Source organism: Geothrix sp. SG200 (assembly GCF_022808935.1).
In the GTDB taxonomy this organism is placed as follows: domain Bacteria; phylum Acidobacteriota; class Holophagae; order Holophagales; family Holophagaceae; genus Geothrix; species Geothrix alkalitolerans.
In genome coordinates, this window is the sequence record NZ_JAKZFR010000005.1 from 123,833 (window position 1) to 139,983 (window position 16,151).

Below are 16,151 nucleotides of genomic sequence, written 5' to 3' on the forward strand. Positions count from 1 at the left end.
TCTTCCGACGATGCTCCAGTTCCTGCTGCACGGGCTCACCGTGCTGCTGCTGCCGCCCCTGCTGCCCGGCCTCATCGCCAAGACCAAGGCCCTGATGGCCGGCCGGCAGGGGCCACCGGTGCTCCAGCTCTACTACGACCTGGCCAAGCTCGCCCGCAAGCAGGCTGTCTTCAGCCGCACCACCACGTGGGTGTTCCTCGCCGGTCCCGTGGGGGGCGTGGCCGCGGGCCTGGTGGCCTCCTGCCTCGTCCCCTTCGGCCACACACCCGCGCCGGTCTCCTTCGAGGGCGACGTCATCCTCTTCGCCTACCTCTTCGGGCTGGCCCGCTTCCTCACGATCCTCTCGGCCCTGGACACGGGCTCCAGCTTCGAGGGCATGGGCGCGGCCCGGGAGGCGACCTTCTCGGCCCTGGCGGAACCCGCGCTCTTCCTGGGCTTCGCCGCCCTGGCCAAGGCGACGTCCAGCCTCTCGCTGAGCACCATGCTGGCCTTCCCGGGCAGCCTCACGGCGCGGTTCACGGGGCCCCTGATCCTCATCCTCGCGGGCTGGGTGATCGTCTACCTGGCTGAGAATTCGCGCATCCCCGTGGACGATCCCAACACCCACCTGGAGCTCACCATGATCCACGAGGTGATGGTGCTCGACCACTCGGGTCGGCCCTTCGCCCTGGTGCTCTACGGCGCCAGCCTCAAGCTCCTGGTGCTGGGCACCCTCATCCTCACGCCGGCCCTTCCTCGGGCGCCCCACGCCTGGCAGAACTGGCTGGCGTTCTATGCGGCCCTGGCGGGCCTGGCCGTGGCCGTGGGCGTGGTGGAGAGCTCCATGGCCCGCTTCCGCATGACGAAAGTCCCCCAGTTCCTCGTGGCCGGCGTGCTGGCCACCGCCTTCGCCTTCCTCCTGATGCTGGTGTAGTCATGCTGCCCGACCTGCTCATCGCCCTCACCATGCTGTCCAACTTCAGCCTCGTGGCCACCAGCCGCGTGGCCAAGGCCATCCAGTTCGCCGTGCTCCAGGGCGTGCTGCTGGGCCTGATGCCGCTGGCCATGGGCCTGGGCCGCCACTTCCACATCGTCCTGCTCGCCGTCGCGGCGGTCACGGTGAAGGGCTGGCTCATTCCCTTCCTGTTCCGCCGCGCCCTGAAGCAGGTGCAGATCAAGCGCGAGGTGGATCCCACCGTCGGCTACACGGTCTCGCTCATGCTGTGCGCGCTGGGCACGGGCCTCAGCCTGCTCCTGGCCCACAACCTGCCGCTCAAGCCGGGTACGGAGTACGTGCTGATGGTGCCGGCCTCGCTGGCGACGCTGTTCACGGGCTTCCTGCTGCTGGTGTCGCGACGGAAGGCCCTCATGCAGGTGGTGGGCTACCTGGTGCTGGAGAACGGCATCTACCTCTTCGGCCTCCTGCTGGTGGAGGACATGCCGGCCCTGGTGGAGGCGGGGATCCTGCTCGACCTCTTCGTGGGCATCTTCGTGATGGGCATCGTCATCAACCACATCCGCGTGGCCTTCGATTCCACGGATACCCGGCACCTGGCCGAGCTGAAGGACTGACCCATGGCCTGGCTGCTCATCCTCGTCCCCCTCCTGGCCGCGGCCCTGGCCTTCGCCGTGTCGTCTCCCGCCCTCCGCGCCTGGATCCTGCCGGCCGTGGGCGTCCTCCACCTAGGCATCCTGCTTCTGGCGCTGGCGGGGTGGCGGGCCCTGCCGGCCACCGCCTGGTTCGGCCTCGACGCCCTGGGCGGCTGGGTGCTGCTGGTCATCAGCCTCCTCTTCTGCATCTGCGCCTTCTACGCCCCGGCCTACCTGGCCCTGCGCCCGGACCGCGACCACCGCGTGCTCTCCACCTGCCTCCTGGGGTTCCTGGGCCTGGCTTCGCTGCTGGCCCAGGCCCGCCACCCGGGCATCGCCTGGGTGGCCATGGAGACCACCACCCTGGTCACCGCACCCCTCATCTACTTCAACCAGAACCGGCGCTCGCTGGAAGCCACCTGGAAGTACCTGGTCATCGGCTCCGTGGGCATCGCCCTGGCCCTGCTGGGCACCCTGTTCATCGCCTACGCGGCCCACATGGGCGGGCTGGAGGAGCCGCTGCGCTACACGCGGCTCGTGGAGAACGCCTCGCTCCTGTCGCGGCCCTGGCTGCGGGCGGGCTTCGTGCTGACGCTGGTGGGCTACGGCACCAAGATGGGCCTGGCGCCCCTGCACACCTGGAAGCCGGACGCCTACGGCGAGACCCCGGGCCTCGTGGGCGCCCTCCTGGCCGGCGGCGTCACCAGCTGCGCGTTCCTCGCCTTGCTTCGGATCTACGGCGTGGTGGCCGCGGCGGGGGAAGGGGCCTTCGCCCGTGAGCTGCTGGTGGCCTTCGGCATGCTCTCCATGGCCTGGGCCCTGGTGTTCATGATCCGGCAGTCGGACATCAAGCGGATGCTCGCCTACTCCAGCGTCGAGCACATGGGCATCCTCGTCTTCGGCATCGGCATCGGGGGCCTGGCGGCGAAGTTCGCCCTCTTCCATCTGGCGGCCAATGCCCTGGTGAAGAGCGTGCTGTTCCTGTCGGCGGGCAACATCCACCGCAGCTACGCCAGCAAGCAGCTGCCCTTCGTCACCGGCGCCCTCCGCCGCACGCCGGTGTCGGGCTGGCTCTTCTTCCTGGCCTTCCTGGCCATCACGGGCATGCCACCCTTCGCGCCCTTCCTCAGCGAGTTCAGCATCGCCTCAGGGGCCCTGGGCACCGGCCATCTCGCCAGCGGCGCGGCCTTCCTCGTCCTGCTGGGCGGCATCTTCCTCGCCATGAGCGAGACGGTGGTGAAGGTGGTCTTCGGCACGCCCAGCGCCCAGCGCGTCCGCACACCCTACAAGGACGCGCCGGCCACCACGGCGCCCCTCATCGTGGCGCTCGGCCTGGCCCTGGTCCTGGGCATCTGGCTGCCCCGGCCCCTCCAGGCCATGCTCGACCAGGCGGGAGCTTCGGTCGATGGCGTTCCCTCCATCGGAAGGGAGGCGCGGCGATGAGCCTCGACTTGCCGATTCTTCGCAACGGTCAGCGCCTGCCCCTGCGGGAGGTGCCCGACCTGCCCATCCGCGACTTCCGCGAGGCCATCCTGCGGCGCGTGCAGGAGGGGGACCGCCTCGCCTGCCTGTGCGCCGGCTTCGATCTGCAGCTCATGGCGGTGCTCGCCGACGATGCGGGGCACGCGCTCCGCGTCCTCCGCACGAAGCTGGACGCGCCCCGCTATCCCGCCCTCACGCCGGACTGCCCCCAGGCCCACCTCTTCGAGCGGGAGATCGCCGAGCAGACCGGCATCGTCGCCGAAGGCCACCCCTGGCTGAAGCCCGTGCGCTTCCACCTCCCTTGGACCGGCGCGCCGGATCCATGGAACCGGGGCGGGGCGCCCATTCCCGGCGTGGCGGACTTCTACCGGGTGGAGGGCGAGGAGGTCCACGAGGTGGCCGTGGGGCCCGTCCATGCGGGCGTCATTGAGCCCGGCCACTTCCGGTTCCAGTGCCACGGCGAGCGGGTCTTCCACCTGGAGATCGCCCTGGGCTACCAGCACCGCGGACTGGAGAAGGCCCTGATCGGCGGGCCCCATCCCCTCAGCCTCAAGCAGGCGGAGACCGCCGCCGGGGACAGCAGCATCGCCCACGCCTGGGCCTACTGCCGCCTGCTGGAGGGCCTGGCGGACGTCCAGGTACCCGAGCGCGTGGACCTGGTGCGGGGCGTGGCCCTGGAGCTGGAGCGCGCCGCCAACCACGTGGGCGACCTCGGCGCCCTGTCGGGCGATGTGGGCTTCCTGCCCACGGCGTCCTTCTGCGGGCGCATCCGCGGCGACTGGCTGAACCTGAGCGCCGAGGGCTGCGGCAGCCGTCTGGGCCGGGACTGGCTGCGCCCCGGGGGACTGCGGCAGGATCTGGAGCCGGCGCGGGCCGCCGCCATGCGGCCGCGCCTGGACCGCGCCTGGGCGGACACGGAGGACGCGGTGGAACTGCTCTGGGGCGCGGCTTCCGTGATGATCCGCTTCGAGGCGGCGGGCCGCGTGGATCCGGACCAGGCCCGCGAGATCGGGCTGGTGGGTGTGGCGGCGCGAGCCTGCGGCCTGGATCGGGATGTGCGCCGCGACCATCCGTTCGGACCCTACGGGACTCGTCCCCTCTCCGTGGCGCAGGCCGAGAGCGGCAACGTGCACTCCCGGGCCTGGGTGCGCTGGCTGGAGCTGGGCGAGAGCTCGCGCTTCCTCGCCGCGGCCCTGGCCTCGCTGGCGGAGCGCGAAGCCGACCCCAGACCCCGGCCCCTGCCGCCGAGGGCCCCGGAGCACCTGTGCGTCTCGCTCACGGAGGGCTGGCGCGGCGAAGTGCTGCACCTGGCCTGGACCGATGCCCAGGGCCGCTTCGCCCGCTACAAGATCGTGGATCCCTCCTTCCACAACTGGTTCGGCCTGGCCCTGGCCCTGCGGGGCGAGCAGGTCTCCGACTTCCCCCTGTGCAACAAGAGCTTCAACCTCTCCTACTGCGGGCACGACCTATGATCCACATCCTGCTCTCCCGCTGGCGCCAGGGGTACCGCACCTTGCCCTATCCGAAGGCGCTGCCCGCGCTGCCTGACCGGTTCCGGGGGCGGCCGAAGATCCATCCGGAGCGCTGCGCCGAGAGCTACTCCGGGGCCTGCCGGGCCTGCGCGGAGGCCTGTCCCACCGAGGCCATCACGCCCGGCCCCACAGGACCGCGCCTGGATCTCGGCCGCTGCCTCTTCTGCCCCGACTGCGTCGAGGCCTGCCCCGAGGGCGCCATCGAGTACACGCAAGAGCATCGCCTCGCCACCCGCGACCGCGGGGACCTGGTGTGGGATTCCACGGAGGAATACCGGCTGGCGACGGCCCTGGATGGGGAGATGAAGCGGCTCTTCGGCCGTTCGCTCAAGCTCCGGGTGGTGAGCGCCGGCGGTTGCAACGGCTGCGAGGTGGACGTGAACGTGCTGGGCACCCTGGCCTGGGACCTGGGGCGCTTCGGCATCCAGTACGTGGCCTCGCCGCGCCACGCCGACGGCCTGCTCCTCTGCGGACCCGTGACGAAGAACATGGCGCTGGCCGTCCGCAAGACCTACGACGCCATCCCGGGTCCCAAGCTCGTCATCGCCGTGGGGGCCTGCGCCATCGCCGGTGGGCCCTTCTTCCGCCAGGAGGAGCAGCTCGGCGGCGCCGCGAGCGTGGTGCCCGTGGACCTCTTCATCCCCGGCTGCCCGCCGCACCCGCTGACCATCCTGGATGGCCTGCTCCGCCTGCTGGGGCGGATCGGAACCAATGGCCGAGATGGAACTACGCCTTTGGATGGGGGCGAAACGTCACAAAAATAGGCACTCGGCGGGCTCCGATTTTTATCGCCGTTCATGATTTTGTATAAACATTCATATTCTTGACGCTTGGCCATGGCGAGGGCTTTCCGCCCTTCAACCAAAGAATGGTTTCGGGACTCAATAACCCCCGAGGAGGCAACCATGAGCCGTTGGCGTGGATTCACCATCGTTGTTTTGGCAACCCTGGGATTGGCGTTCCTGATGGCCTGCGGGGGCTCTTCAGGCTCCAGCACCGGCACCATGAACGTCCACCTCGTGGATGGCCCCATCACGGGCTACCAGGAGGTGAACGTCCACATCCAGTCCGTGGAGATCAGCGGCAACGGCGGCTGGATCACCCTTGGAACCCCGGACAAGACCTACAACCTGCTGAGCCTCACCGGCGGCGTGAGCGAGATGTTGGCCTCGGGGACGACCCTGCCCGCGGGCCACTACCAGCAGATGCGACTGATCCTGGGCGCGGGGAACACCGTGAAGCTGGCGGATGGCAGCGTCCAGCCCCTCACCGTGCCTTCGGGCCTCCAGTCGGGCGTCAAGCTCATCGTGAGCTTCGACGTGGCGGCCGGCACCACGAAGGACGTATGGATCGACTTCGACGCGGCCCATTCCATCCAGGTGGTGCAGGCCGGGATGTCGAACCAGTACCTCCTCCGTCCCACGGTCTGGGCCTACGACAAGATCGTGACGGGCTCCATCTCAGGGAAGCTGACGGATGCCGCGACGTCGACGGGCCTCGCCGGCGCCGTGGTCTATGCGGAGACCCTGGACACCGCGGGGAACGCCCGGATCGCGCGCAGCACCACCACGGACGCCACCGGCGCCTACACCTTGGACCTCCTGCCCGTGGGCGCCACCTACTACGTGGTGAGCCAGCCGGTGCTGGGGACCACCACGCCGAAGGCCTATGACGCCAAGGCCAGCGATGCGTTTGCGCTCAGCGCGGCCACGTCGGTCTTCACCTACAGCGCGGCTTTCACCGCGGACGCGGCCACCGGCGGTGTGTCCGGCGGACTGACGCCCGTGGCCACCAGCAGCCAGAGCGACGTGGTGAATCTCCTCCAGACCTTGTCCACGGGCTCGGGCAGCTTCGCCTTCATCGTGGACAGCGGCATGGCCACCGTGGGCACCTCCACGGAGACCTACGGCTTCGCCACGGTGCCCGTTGGGGCCTACAGCGTGCAGGCCGTGCGGACCACCCTCAATGCCGACGGCACCACCACCGTGACCACCTCCACCGTCCAGCCGGCCACCGTGAAGGCGGGCCTGACGCTGACGGTGAACCTGGGGCTGTGAGGCCGACCTGAATACGGGAAGGGGCGCCCCGGCGCCCCTTCCCGTAGCTCAGGCGTAGAATCCGCGGTACTTCATGGCCTGGGCCACGCGGTCCAGGGCCAGGATGTAGGCGCCGATGCGGGGGTTGGTCTTGTACTTGTCGGTGGTGGCGAAAGTGGCCTGGAAGGCGTGGGTCATGTAGTCCACCAGGCGCTCGTTGATCTCGCGCTCCCGCCAGTAGAACCCCTGGCGGTTCTGCACCCACTCGAAGTAGCTGACGGTGACGCCGCCCACGTTGGCCAGGATGTCCGGCACCACGAGGACGCCGTGCTCCAGCAGGATGGGGTCGGCCTCGGGGGTGGTGGGGCCGTTGGCGCCCTCCACGATGACCTTGGCGCGGACTTGGGCGGCGTTGGCCTCGGTGATCTGGTTCTCCGAGGCGGCGGGCACCAGGATGTCCACGGGATGGGCAAGGACGGCGTTGGGGTCCATGGGCTCGGCGCCCCGGAAGCCCACGACGGTGCGGGCCTCGGCCACATGCTTGAGGAGGGCGTGGATGTCCAGGCCGCGGTCGTTCCGCACGGCGCCCTGGATGTCGCTGATGGCGACGATGCGCGCCCCGGCCTCGTGCAGCAGGCGGGCGGCCTGGCTGCCCACGTTGCCGAAGCCCTGCACGGCCACCGTGGCGCCGGCCAGAGGCTTGCCCAGCCGCTGCATGGCCTCGCGGGCGGTGATGAGGATCCCGCGGCCCGTGGCCTCGTTGCGGCCCAGGCTGCCGCCCAGGCCCAGGGGCTTGCCCGTGACGATGGCGTTCTCGGTGCGGCGCACGTGCATGGAGTAGGTGTCCAGTACCCAGGCCATGGTCTGCGCGTCCGTGCCCATGTCGGGCGCGGGCACGTCGCGGTCTGGTCCGAGGATGTCCATGATCTCGGCGATGTAGCGGCGGGTGAGGCGCTCCTTCTCGCCCAGGCTCAGGCGCGAAGGGTCGCACACGATGCCGCCCTTGCCGCCGCCGAAGGGCACGTCCACCACGGCGCACTTCCAGGTCATCCAGGCGGCAAGGGCCTTCACCTCGTCGAGGGTGACGTTCAGGTCGTAGCGGATGCCGCCCTTGGCGGGGCCGCGGGCGATGTTGTGCTGCACGCGGTAGCCCGTGAAGACCTCCCACTGCCCGTTGTCCATGAGCACGGGGAGGCTCACGATCATCGACCGGCTGGGGGCCATGAAGACTTTGAACAGTGCGTCATCCAGGCCGTAGAGCTGGGAAGCGACGCGGAGGCGGGCCTGCATGGCCTCGAAGGCGTTGGTCTGGTTGGTCAGCATGGAGGGCATCTCCTACGGACGGGCTTCTTGGGCGGGATGGGTCTCGGCCGGCAGTTCCAGATCGCGGCCGGCGCTCCAGAGCCCCTCGATGTTGTAGTGGCGGCGGGTCTCTTCGTCCATGACGTGGACGACCAGGTTCCCGTAGTCCAGGAGCACCCAGTTGCCGTTGGCCTCGCCTTCGCGGGAGATGGGGCGCTCCCCAGCGAGCTTGAGGGCATCCTCCACCGCCTCGGCGATGGCGCGGTTCTGGCGGTCGCTGCCCCCGCTCATGAAGGCGAAGGTGTCGGTGAAGCTGGCGATGTCCCTCACGTCCAGGAGGCGGATGCGGAAGGCTTTCTTGGACCGGGCGGCTTCGACGACGGTCGCGAGCCGGGAATCAAGGGTCATGCGGGCTCCGAAACAGGGCTAACGATACAGGTTTTCCGCGCGGATGGCAGCGAGAACTTGGGGCGGGATGCCGCCCGGATCCTGGGCAGGATCCGCCGCCAGACGGTGCCGGAGCTCCGTGGAGGCGAGGTCCGTGTCCGTGGAGGGGAGCCAGACCAGCTCGCCGGTCCCGCCGGACCAGGCCGAGGCCGGTCGCAGCCCGGGAAAGGCCGGAACGTCCGCCGGGGCGCCGGGGCGCAGGGCCACGGCCAGGGAGGCCAGCTGGAGGATCCGCTCCGGGCGCCGCCAGGTGGCGAAGCCCGCCAGCTGGTCGCTGCCCATGACGAGGATCCAGGCCGTGCCGGGCTCCCGGGCGGACAGCGTCTCCAGGGTGTCCACGGTGTAGCTGGCGCCACCCCGCTCGAGCTCCGCGGTCTCGACGGCGCAGCGCGGATCGAAGGCGCGGAGTGCCTCATCCAGCAGGTGCAGGCGGGTTCCGGGCGCGGGGCCGCCGGGGTCGGGCTTGTGGGGGCTGATGGCCGTGGGCACGAAGCGCAGCTCATCCAGGTCCAGGTGGTCCAGGGCCAGCCGCGCCAGCTTCAGGTGACCTTCATGGGGGGGATTGAACGCCCCGCCGAGCAGGCCCACGCGCTTCACTGGGCCGCGTCCTTGTCCTTGAGGGCCGCATCGACCGCGAAGGCCAGCTCGCGCAGTCCCTCGCCCGTGACGCCCGAGATGAAGATGGGCTTCTGGCCGCGGTCGGCGCAGAGGGTCTCGAAGGCGGTACGCCGCTCGTCGTCCTGCAGGGCGTCGAGCTTGGTGCCCACCAGCCAGCGGGGCTTGGCGGCCAGCACGGAGCTGAAGGCCTCCACCTCGCCTTCGATGACGCGCACGGCCTCCGCGGGCTCCGTGATGGGATCGGACAGATCCACCAGGTGGAGCAGCATGCGGGTGCGTTCCACGTGGCGGAGGAACTGGATGCCGAGGCCCGCACCGCCTGCCGCGCCTTCGATGAGGCCGGGGATGTCGGCGATGACCCAGCTGTCCAGCAGGTCGCCGCCGAAGCGGTCCAGGCTCACCACGCCGAGCTGGGGCTCCAGGGTGGTGAAGGGGTAGTCGGCGATCTTGGGCCGCGCCGCGCTCAGGCGGCTCACCAGGGTGCTCTTGCCGGCGTTGGGGAAGCCCACCAGGCCCACATCCGCGATGAGCTTCAGCTCCAGGTCGAGGGTGCGCTCCTCGCCCTCCTCGCCGGGCTGGTGATGGCGGGGCGTGCGGTTGGTGGAGCTCTTGAAGTGCGTGTTGCCCAGGCCGCCGCGCCCGCCGCGGGCCACGCAGACATCCTGGCCGTGGGCCAGCAGCTCCGCCAGCACCTCGCCGGTGTCGGCGTCCTTCACCTGAGTGCCGAGGGGCACGTCCAGGGTGATGTCGAGACCGTCCTTGCCGTGGCGCATGCAGCCCTCTCCCTGGCGCCCGCGGTCGGCGGCGAAGTCGCGCTTCTGGCGGTAGGGATTGAGGGTGTTCAGGGCCCGGTTGGCCCGCAGGAAGATCGAGCCGCCCTTGCCGCCGTCGCCGCCGTCCGGCCCGCCCTCGGGGGCGAACTTCTCGCGGCGGAAGCTCATGGCGCCGGACCCGCCGTGGCCGGCGACGACGCGGAGCTGGACGTGGTCAAGGAACATTCGGACCTTTGATTGCGGAAGACCGGGGAGGCATAAGCATAGGCCGGGCTACGCCCGGCCTATGCGCGGGGGTCTCGGGGGGGGGGCTCCATCTCCACGAGCCCTGCGGGCGAGTGGGAGCCACGCGCCGCGTGGCGTCAGATGGAGGCGCGCAGCGCACACCCCCGGACAGCATTCATCCTTCGATCGGGTCGATGTGGATGAAGCGGCCGGACTGGCCCTTGTCCTGGAAGCGCACCTTGCCGTCGATCTTGGCAAAGAGGGTGTGGTCCTTGCCCATGCCGACATTGATGCCGGCCTTGAACTTGGTGCCGCGCTGGCGGACCAGGATGGAGCCGCCGGTGACGACCTCGCCACCGAACTCCTTCACGCCCAGGCGCTGGGAATGGGAATCACGACCGTTGCGGCTGGAACCGACGCCTTTTTTGTGAGCCATGGAAGAACCTCTTCAGAATCGAATGTCATGGACGAGGAAGGATGCGAGCACGGGTGCGACCCGGGCGAGCATCGGGGGCTCCGGGGGTGTGCGCGCAGCGCGGAACCCCCGGACAACATCAACCCTTAATGGCTTTGATCCGCACTTCCGTGTACCCCTGGCGGTGGCCCTGGGTGCGCTGGTAGGTGGTGGTGCGCTTCTTCTTGAAGATGATCACCTTCTTGGCGCGGTCGTGGGTGATGACCTCGGCCTCGACCTTGGCGCCCTTCACGGTGGGCTGGCCCACCTTCAGGTCGCCGTCCTTGTCGATGAGGAGCACGTCCTCGAACGTCACGGCCTGCTTGGGATCCTTCTCCAGCAGCTCCACGCGGAGGATGTCGCCCTCGGCGACGCGGTACTGCTTCCCGCCGGTCTTGATGATTGCGAACATGGAAACCTCATTCGGTTGGGGCGCGGGGGCGGCAGTCCATCGGACGCACTTGGGAGCCCACGGCCAGGGCAAGGCCCATCAGTATGCGGGAAAATCCCTGGCCCCTCAAGGGAAATTCCTGAATGACAGGGGATAGGGTTCCGGCGGCGAGGCCTGGATGGGATGATCGGGGTCCGGAGATTCCCATGGGCCGTGATTTCCAGACCTTCCTCAAGCAGCTCGAGGCCGAGGGCGAGCTGAGCCGCATCGCCGCCGAAGTCGACCCCTATCTGGAGATGGGCGCCATCGCCGACCGGATCTCCAAGCAGCCCGGGGGCGGCAGGGCCCTGGTCTTCGACCGGCCCAGGGGCAAGGCCATGCCCGTGGCCATGAACGCCTTCGGCAGCCTCAAGCGCATGGAGCTGGCCCTGGGCGTGGACAAAGATCCCCGCGGCCTGGACGCCGTCGCCGACCGCATCGAGAAGCTGGTGCAGGAGGCCATGCCCAAGCCCGGCACGGGCTTTTTCGAGAAGCTGGCCAAGCTGCCCGTGCTGGCCGAGGTCTCCAACTGGATGCCGAAGACCGTCCGCAAGGGCATCTGCCAGGAGGTGGTGCTGAAGGGCGACCAGGTGAAGCTCTCGGAGCTTCCCGTGCTCACCACCTGGCCCGAGGACGGCGGTCCCTTCATCACCCTCGGCATGAGCCACACCCGGAACAAGCAGACGGGGCACCGCAACACGGGGCTCTACCGCCTGCAGGTCTTCGACGACCGGACCCTGGGCTTCCACACCCAGCTCCACCACGACGGCGCCCGCAACCGCCACGGCTACGGGAAGGACGAGCGCATGCCCGTGGCCGTGAGCTTCGGCGGCGACCCGGCCCTCACCTATGCCGCCACGGCGCCCCTGCCGCCCTTCCTCAGCGAGGTCATGTTCGCGGGCTTCCTGCGGGGCGAGGGCATCGAGATGGTGCCGTGCGTGACGAACGACCTGGAGGTGCCCGCGGATTCCGAGCTCGTCATCGAGGGCTACGTGACCCCCGGCGAGCTGCGCCGCGAGGGCCCCTTCGGCGACCACACGGGCTACTACTCCCTGGCGGACAACTACCCGGTGCTCCACGTCGAGGCAATCACCAAGCGGAAAAATCCCGTGTTCCCCGCCACCATCGTGGGCCGTCCGCCCCAGGAGGACGCCTACCTGGGCCTGGCCACGGAGCGGATCTTCCTGCCCCTGCTCCGCATGGTGCTGCCCGAGATCCGCGACATGCACCTGCCCGCCGCCGGGGCCTTCCACAACCTGGTGATCCTCTCCATGAGGAAGGAATACCCCGGCCACGCCCAGAAGGTGATGAACGCCATCTGGGGCACGGGCCAGATCATGTTCACCAAGGGCATCGTGGTGGTGGACGAGGACATCGACCCCCACGACCTGACCGAGGTGCTCTTCCGCCTCACCAGCAACGTGGACCCCAAGCGCGACATGCTCTTCACCGAAGGCCCGCTCGACGTGCTGGACCACAGCGCCGACCGCTTCGCCTTCGGCAGCAAGGTGGGCATCGACGCCACCCGCAAGAACCGGCCTTGGGACGGCTTCCCCCGCGAGTGGCCCCGCGATTTGGTCTTCCCCGACGAGATCCTCGACCGCATCGGCCAGCGGTGGAAGGAATACGGCCTTTGATCGGAGTACAAAGCGAAGCCCGGTTATGCCGGGCTTCGCGCGGGGGTCCGGGGGGAGGCTCCACCTCCGCGAGCCCAAGGGGGGAGTGGGAGCCACGCCCTGCGTGGCGTCAGGTGGAGGCGCGCAGCGCGACACTAGATCCTCGCCACGCATGCGTGGCGAGGGGGACCCCGGAGAGCAAAGCGAAGCCCGGCTGGGCCGGGCTTCGCGCGGGGGTCCGGGGGTGTGCGCGCAGCGCGGAACCCCCGGAGAGCATTAGAACCGGATCGTGACCCCGGCCTGGAGCGCGTCGGCCTGGAACTGGCCAGTGATTCGCGAGTGGATGAAGCGGGCCTCGGTCCCCACGGTGGCGTTCCACTGATAGCCGGCGCCGACGGCCAGGCCCAGCTTGGTCGTGTGGGTGGAGACGTTGCCCAGGACAGGATCCTTCACTTCGAAGGACCAGCGCATGGCGGCCAGGCCCGCCGTCAGGTAGAGGCCCTCGGGCTTGCCGGCGATGAAGTAGAGGTAGTCACCGCCCAGGCTGAGGTTGTTGGCATCCTGCTTGAGGCTGCCGAAGCTGGACTCCGGATAGACCGAGTAGTCGAGGCGGGGGCGCAGCATGTGGCCATCGCCCAGGTCGAAGGTGCCATGCACGCCGACTCCCGGGCCCGGCTTGCTGTCCACGTAGTCCTTCAGGTCGCCCAGGGGGATGTTGACGAGACCCTGCACGCCGTATCGGGGTGCCTCAGCCTGGAGGGACAGGGCGGTGGCCAGGACGGCCAGGGTCAGCGGGGACAGGATCTTCATGGTTCCTCCGGAAGGCGCGGGCCCGGGGCGGGCCGACCGGCGCCGGGGCCATGTTCCCACAAATAACGGGAAGGCCGCCCCTCATTCAGGAAGGAAAAGATGGGGCTAGAAATAAAGATCTAGCTTGAGTTGAGGTGAATCCGATTCCGGTTATTTCCAACGAAAAGGCGCCCTCGCGGGCGCCTTTTCAGGGAAGCGGTCAGACCTATTCGCCGTTCTCGGTGCGGCGCTCCTTGAGGCGACCGGCCTTGCCGAGCTTCTCGCGCAGGAAGTAGAGCTTGGCGCGGCGGACCTTGCCGTGGCGCACGACTTCCAGCTTGTCGATGGTGGGGCTGTTCAGGGGGAAGATGCGCTCCACGCCCACGCCGCTCGCGATCTTGCGGACGGTGAAGGAGGTGCGCATGCCGCCGCCCTTGATGCCGATGACGATGCCCTGGAAGAGCTGGATGCGCTCCTTCTCGCCTTCCTTCACCTTCACGTGCACCTTGACGGTGTCGCCGGGCTGGATGCGGGGCAGGTCGGAACGAAGCAGGCTCGCTTCGAGCTGGTCGATGATGTGGCTCATGTGGGCTCCTGGGCCAGCGGTCCCGGGCCGGAATCGGCGGACATGGCTCGATGTCCCCGGAGTCGGGGAGTCCATCAGTGTATCGGAAAAGGCCGGAAAGGCAAGGGGGCATTCCCGGAGGAAGCCCCCCATCCCTGAACCTCAACCTAGAAACAGAAGGTGGCGCCCACCTGGATCATGTCGAGGTCGCCTTCCCAGGCGCTGCTCTTCAGGTAGCGGACGTCAGCTCCGACGGTCTTGTTGAACTGGTAGCCCACGCCGGCGGCCAGGCCCAGCTTGGTGGTGGTCTCACTGGCGGAGGCGCTGGCGCCCAGGTAGGAGGAGCTCAGCTCGGCCTTCCACTGCACGAGTGCGAGGCCACCGGTGACATAGAAACCCTGGGGCTTGCCCTCCACGAAGTACAGGTAATCGGCGCCGAGGGAGATGTTGGAGAACTTGTGGCTGGTCGAGTAGCCGCCCCAGCCCCAGGAGTACTCCGGGAACCAGGTGTAGTCCAGGCGGTGGCGGATCATGTGGCCGCCCCGGAGGTCGAAGGTGGCCTGGGCGCCGACGGTGAAGCCCACCTTGCTGTCCACCGCGTCCTTGAGGTCGCTCTGGGGGATGTTGAGGCCCGCCTGGAGCCCGAAGCGGGGACCTTCCTGGGCGCTGAGGGCGGGGGCCACCAGCGCGGCGGCGGCCAGGATGAGGGCGCGGATCGTCATGGGTTCTCCTGTGGGCCCAAGCGGGGCCCATCCACAAAAGCAGGCTTGATGCCAGCTCGTCCATAGAGGATGACGATATTGAATATCCTGAAGTTGCTTGTCCAAAATTCCTCAGGACTGGCGACTGGCGCGGCTTTCCAGGCCACTGCGGCCTGTTGCAAAACACGCGCAGGGGCGTTGCGGCTCGCCACAAAGTGTCAAGCTACTTCCACCCCTTCCAGCCCTTCGGCTTGGGCCGCTCCCAGTCCTCCGGATGCTCCACCTGCCAGGCGCACCACTGGGCGGGGCGATCCAGGGCGGGCAGGCGGTCCCGCAGGAAGGCGGTCCAGAGGTCCGGCCGGAGACGCCGGGTCCGGGCCATGGCCTCCCGAAGGCGCCAGAGGCGGATGGCGCCGTGGTCGCCCCCCTGGAGCACCGCCGGCACCTCCAGACCATCGAAGGCGGCCGGGCGCGTGTAGTGGGGGTGGTCCAGCAGGCCCGTGGCGAAGCTGTCCTCCTCGGCGCTGGCCTCGTTGCCCAGCACGCCTGGCAACCAGCGGCACACGGCGTCGATGAGGAAGAGGGCCGGCAGCTCGCCGCCGCTGAGCACGGCCTCGCCCACGCTGAGCTCCTCGTCCACGTAGCGCTCCACCGCCCGCTGGTCCAGGCCCTCGTAGCGCGTGCAGACGAGGATCAGCTGATCCAGGCGGGCCAGCTCCAGCACCTTGGCGTGGGTGAGGGGCGGCGCCGCGGGACTGAAGTGGATGACGCGGTTCGACGCCGCCCGGGGCACGGAGGCCAGGGTGTCGCGCAGCACCTCGGGGCGCAGCACCATGCCTGGCCCGCCGCCGAAGGGGGCGTCGTCCACGTGGCCGAAGGGGTTGCCCGCGAAGGGCCGGTAGCTGTGGGTGAGGAGGGTGTGCCCCAGCTCCCGGAAGGCGCGCCCGGTGATGCCGAGGCGGGCGGCCTCGAAGAATTCCGGGAAGAGGGTGAGGGCGTCGATGCGCATCACTTCATCATCGCGTGGAAGGCCTTCATGAAGGTGCGGGCGATGAGGTCGAAGCTGAAGGCGAAGTACAGCGTGTTGGCGAGGGCGGCGGCGGCGCCGATCCAGGCCCAGAGGGGGCGTTCCTCCAGGAGGGAGGCGCCCAGGAGGCAGAGGATCGCCGCGGGCAGCTGGTTGCCGAAGGGAAGGGGGACGGGGATGGCCAGCAGGAACCCCGTCCAGGCGATGCAGGCGCCCACCCAGCGGCGGTTAATGGGCCGCCGCCGGGCCCTGGGCCAGCGGAGGCGGTCGAGCTGGGTCTCGAGCTTCGCCAGGGCGTTCTTGATGCGGCCCTTGTGGATGGGCTGGGCCTGCACCCGCCCGGGCACCCAGGGATGGGGTGTGTCCCAGGCCAACTGGGTGCCCAGGACGATGAGCCCGATGCCGCCCACCGGGGCCAGCCCGAGGTTCAGGCCCGGCACCAGGCTTGGGAGGGACAGCAGCAGCGTCAGCAGGCCGTAGGTCTGCTCGCCCGCGGCGTCCAGCAGCTCCCCGAGCGTGACTTCGCCTTCCGCGTCCAGCAGGGCGTGGAGGGTCTCGAAGAAGGGCTTCGGGGCGGACGGCACC

18 protein-coding genes are annotated in these 16,151 nt (G+C 69.3%); 7 read left to right on the forward strand and 11 right to left on the reverse strand.

The window, feature by feature from the left end; all coding sequences use genetic code 11:
* Positions 1 to 10: 10 nt before the first annotated feature.
* The 6 genes from ML539_RS11230 (at position 11) to ML539_RS11255 (ending at position 6,640) form a co-directional block, all read left to right on the forward strand.
* Positions 11 to 913 (forward strand): NADH-quinone oxidoreductase subunit H, encoded by a 903-nt coding sequence (locus tag ML539_RS11230; protein WP_347710763.1) that lies wholly within the window; start codon positions 11 to 13, stop codon positions 911 to 913.
* Positions 914 to 915: 2 nt separating this feature from the next.
* Positions 916 to 1,551: a hypothetical protein gene (locus ML539_RS11235; protein ID WP_243323927.1), complete on the forward strand. Its 636-nt coding sequence runs from the start codon at positions 916 to 918 to the stop codon at positions 1,549 to 1,551.
* 3 nt (positions 1,552 to 1,554) lie between these two features.
* On the forward strand, positions 1,555 to 3,012 hold the full coding sequence (locus tag ML539_RS11240; RefSeq protein WP_243323928.1) for a proton-conducting transporter membrane subunit: 1,458 nt from the start codon (positions 1,555 to 1,557) through the stop codon (positions 3,010 to 3,012).
* A complete protein-coding gene (locus ML539_RS11245; RefSeq protein ID WP_243323929.1) occupies positions 3,009 to 4,523 on the forward strand; it encodes an NADH-quinone oxidoreductase subunit C in 1,515 nt (504 codons plus the stop codon). Before ML539_RS11240 ends, ML539_RS11245 begins: the two co-directional genes overlap by 4 nt.
* Entirely contained in the window at positions 4,520 to 5,347 is an 828-nt protein-coding gene (locus tag ML539_RS11250) for a 4Fe-4S dicluster domain-containing protein (protein ID WP_243323932.1), read from the forward strand. Before ML539_RS11245 ends, ML539_RS11250 begins: the two co-directional genes overlap by 4 nt.
* Positions 5,348 to 5,488: 141 nt before the next feature.
* Entirely contained in the window at positions 5,489 to 6,640 is a 1,152-nt protein-coding gene (locus ML539_RS11255) for a DUF4382 domain-containing protein (protein ID WP_243323933.1), read from the forward strand.
* Positions 6,641 to 6,688: 48 nt separating this feature from the next.
* On the opposite strand, the gene ML539_RS11260 is transcribed toward ML539_RS11255, so the two are convergent.
* The 6 genes from ML539_RS11260 to rplU form a co-directional block, all read right to left on the reverse strand.
* Positions 6,689 to 7,942 carry a Glu/Leu/Phe/Val dehydrogenase gene (locus ML539_RS11260; protein WP_243317401.1) on the reverse strand — a complete coding sequence of 418 codons (1,254 nt, stop codon included), beginning with the start codon at positions 7,940 to 7,942 and terminating at the stop codon, positions 6,689 to 6,691.
* Positions 7,943 to 7,954: 12 nt separating this feature from the next.
* Positions 7,955 to 8,329: a ribosome silencing factor gene (gene rsfS / locus ML539_RS11265; RefSeq protein WP_243317402.1), complete on the reverse strand. Its 375-nt coding sequence runs from the start codon at positions 8,327 to 8,329 to the stop codon at positions 7,955 to 7,957.
* Between the two features lie 18 nt (positions 8,330 to 8,347).
* Positions 8,348 to 8,965 carry a nicotinate (nicotinamide) nucleotide adenylyltransferase gene (gene nadD, locus ML539_RS11270; RefSeq protein ID WP_243323934.1) on the reverse strand — a complete coding sequence of 206 codons (618 nt, stop codon included), beginning with the start codon at positions 8,963 to 8,965 and terminating at the stop codon, positions 8,348 to 8,350.
* The gene (gene obgE / locus ML539_RS11275; RefSeq protein WP_243323938.1) at positions 8,962 to 9,984 is read right to left on the reverse strand and encodes a GTPase ObgE; all 1,023 of its coding nucleotides are present in this window, start codon (positions 9,982 to 9,984) and stop codon (positions 8,962 to 8,964) included. Before obgE ends, nadD begins: the two co-directional genes overlap by 4 nt.
* Before the next feature lie 175 nt (positions 9,985 to 10,159).
* A complete protein-coding gene (gene rpmA, locus ML539_RS11280; protein WP_026852683.1) occupies positions 10,160 to 10,420 on the reverse strand; it encodes a 50S ribosomal protein L27 in 261 nt (86 codons plus the stop codon).
* A 118-nt stretch (positions 10,421 to 10,538) separates the two neighbouring features.
* Positions 10,539 to 10,850, reverse strand: coding sequence for a 50S ribosomal protein L21 (gene rplU, locus ML539_RS11285; protein WP_243288366.1), 312 nt, complete (start codon positions 10,848 to 10,850; stop codon positions 10,539 to 10,541).
* 185 nt (positions 10,851 to 11,035) lie between these two features.
* Here rplU and ML539_RS11290 point away from each other — a divergent pair, with 185 nt between their 5' ends.
* On the forward strand, positions 11,036 to 12,505 hold the full coding sequence (locus tag ML539_RS11290; protein ID WP_243323940.1) for a menaquinone biosynthesis decarboxylase: 1,470 nt from the start codon (positions 11,036 to 11,038) through the stop codon (positions 12,503 to 12,505).
* A gap of 255 nt (positions 12,506 to 12,760) precedes the next feature.
* Here the strand turns inward: ML539_RS11290 and ML539_RS11295 are convergent, their stop codons facing one another.
* From ML539_RS11295 to ML539_RS11315, 5 genes are all read right to left on the reverse strand, one after another.
* A complete protein-coding gene (locus ML539_RS11295) occupies positions 12,761 to 13,294 on the reverse strand; it encodes an outer membrane beta-barrel protein (RefSeq protein WP_243323941.1) in 534 nt (177 codons plus the stop codon).
* A 205-nt stretch (positions 13,295 to 13,499) separates the two neighbouring features.
* Positions 13,500 to 13,859 carry a 50S ribosomal protein L19 gene (gene rplS, locus ML539_RS11300; protein ID WP_243295563.1) on the reverse strand — a complete coding sequence of 120 codons (360 nt, stop codon included), beginning with the start codon at positions 13,857 to 13,859 and terminating at the stop codon, positions 13,500 to 13,502.
* 146 nt (positions 13,860 to 14,005) lie between these two features.
* Positions 14,006 to 14,560 carry an outer membrane beta-barrel protein gene (locus tag ML539_RS11305; RefSeq protein ID WP_243323942.1) on the reverse strand — a complete coding sequence of 185 codons (555 nt, stop codon included), beginning with the start codon at positions 14,558 to 14,560 and terminating at the stop codon, positions 14,006 to 14,008.
* Positions 14,561 to 14,762: 202 nt separating this feature from the next.
* Positions 14,763 to 15,548, reverse strand: coding sequence for a tRNA (guanosine(37)-N1)-methyltransferase TrmD (gene trmD / locus ML539_RS11310; protein ID WP_243323943.1), 786 nt, complete (start codon positions 15,546 to 15,548; stop codon positions 14,763 to 14,765).
* Entirely contained in the window at positions 15,548 to 16,150 is a 603-nt protein-coding gene (locus ML539_RS11315; RefSeq protein WP_243323944.1) for an exopolysaccharide biosynthesis protein, read from the reverse strand. Before ML539_RS11315 ends, trmD begins: the two co-directional genes overlap by 1 nt.
* Position 16,151: the final 1 nt, after the last annotated feature.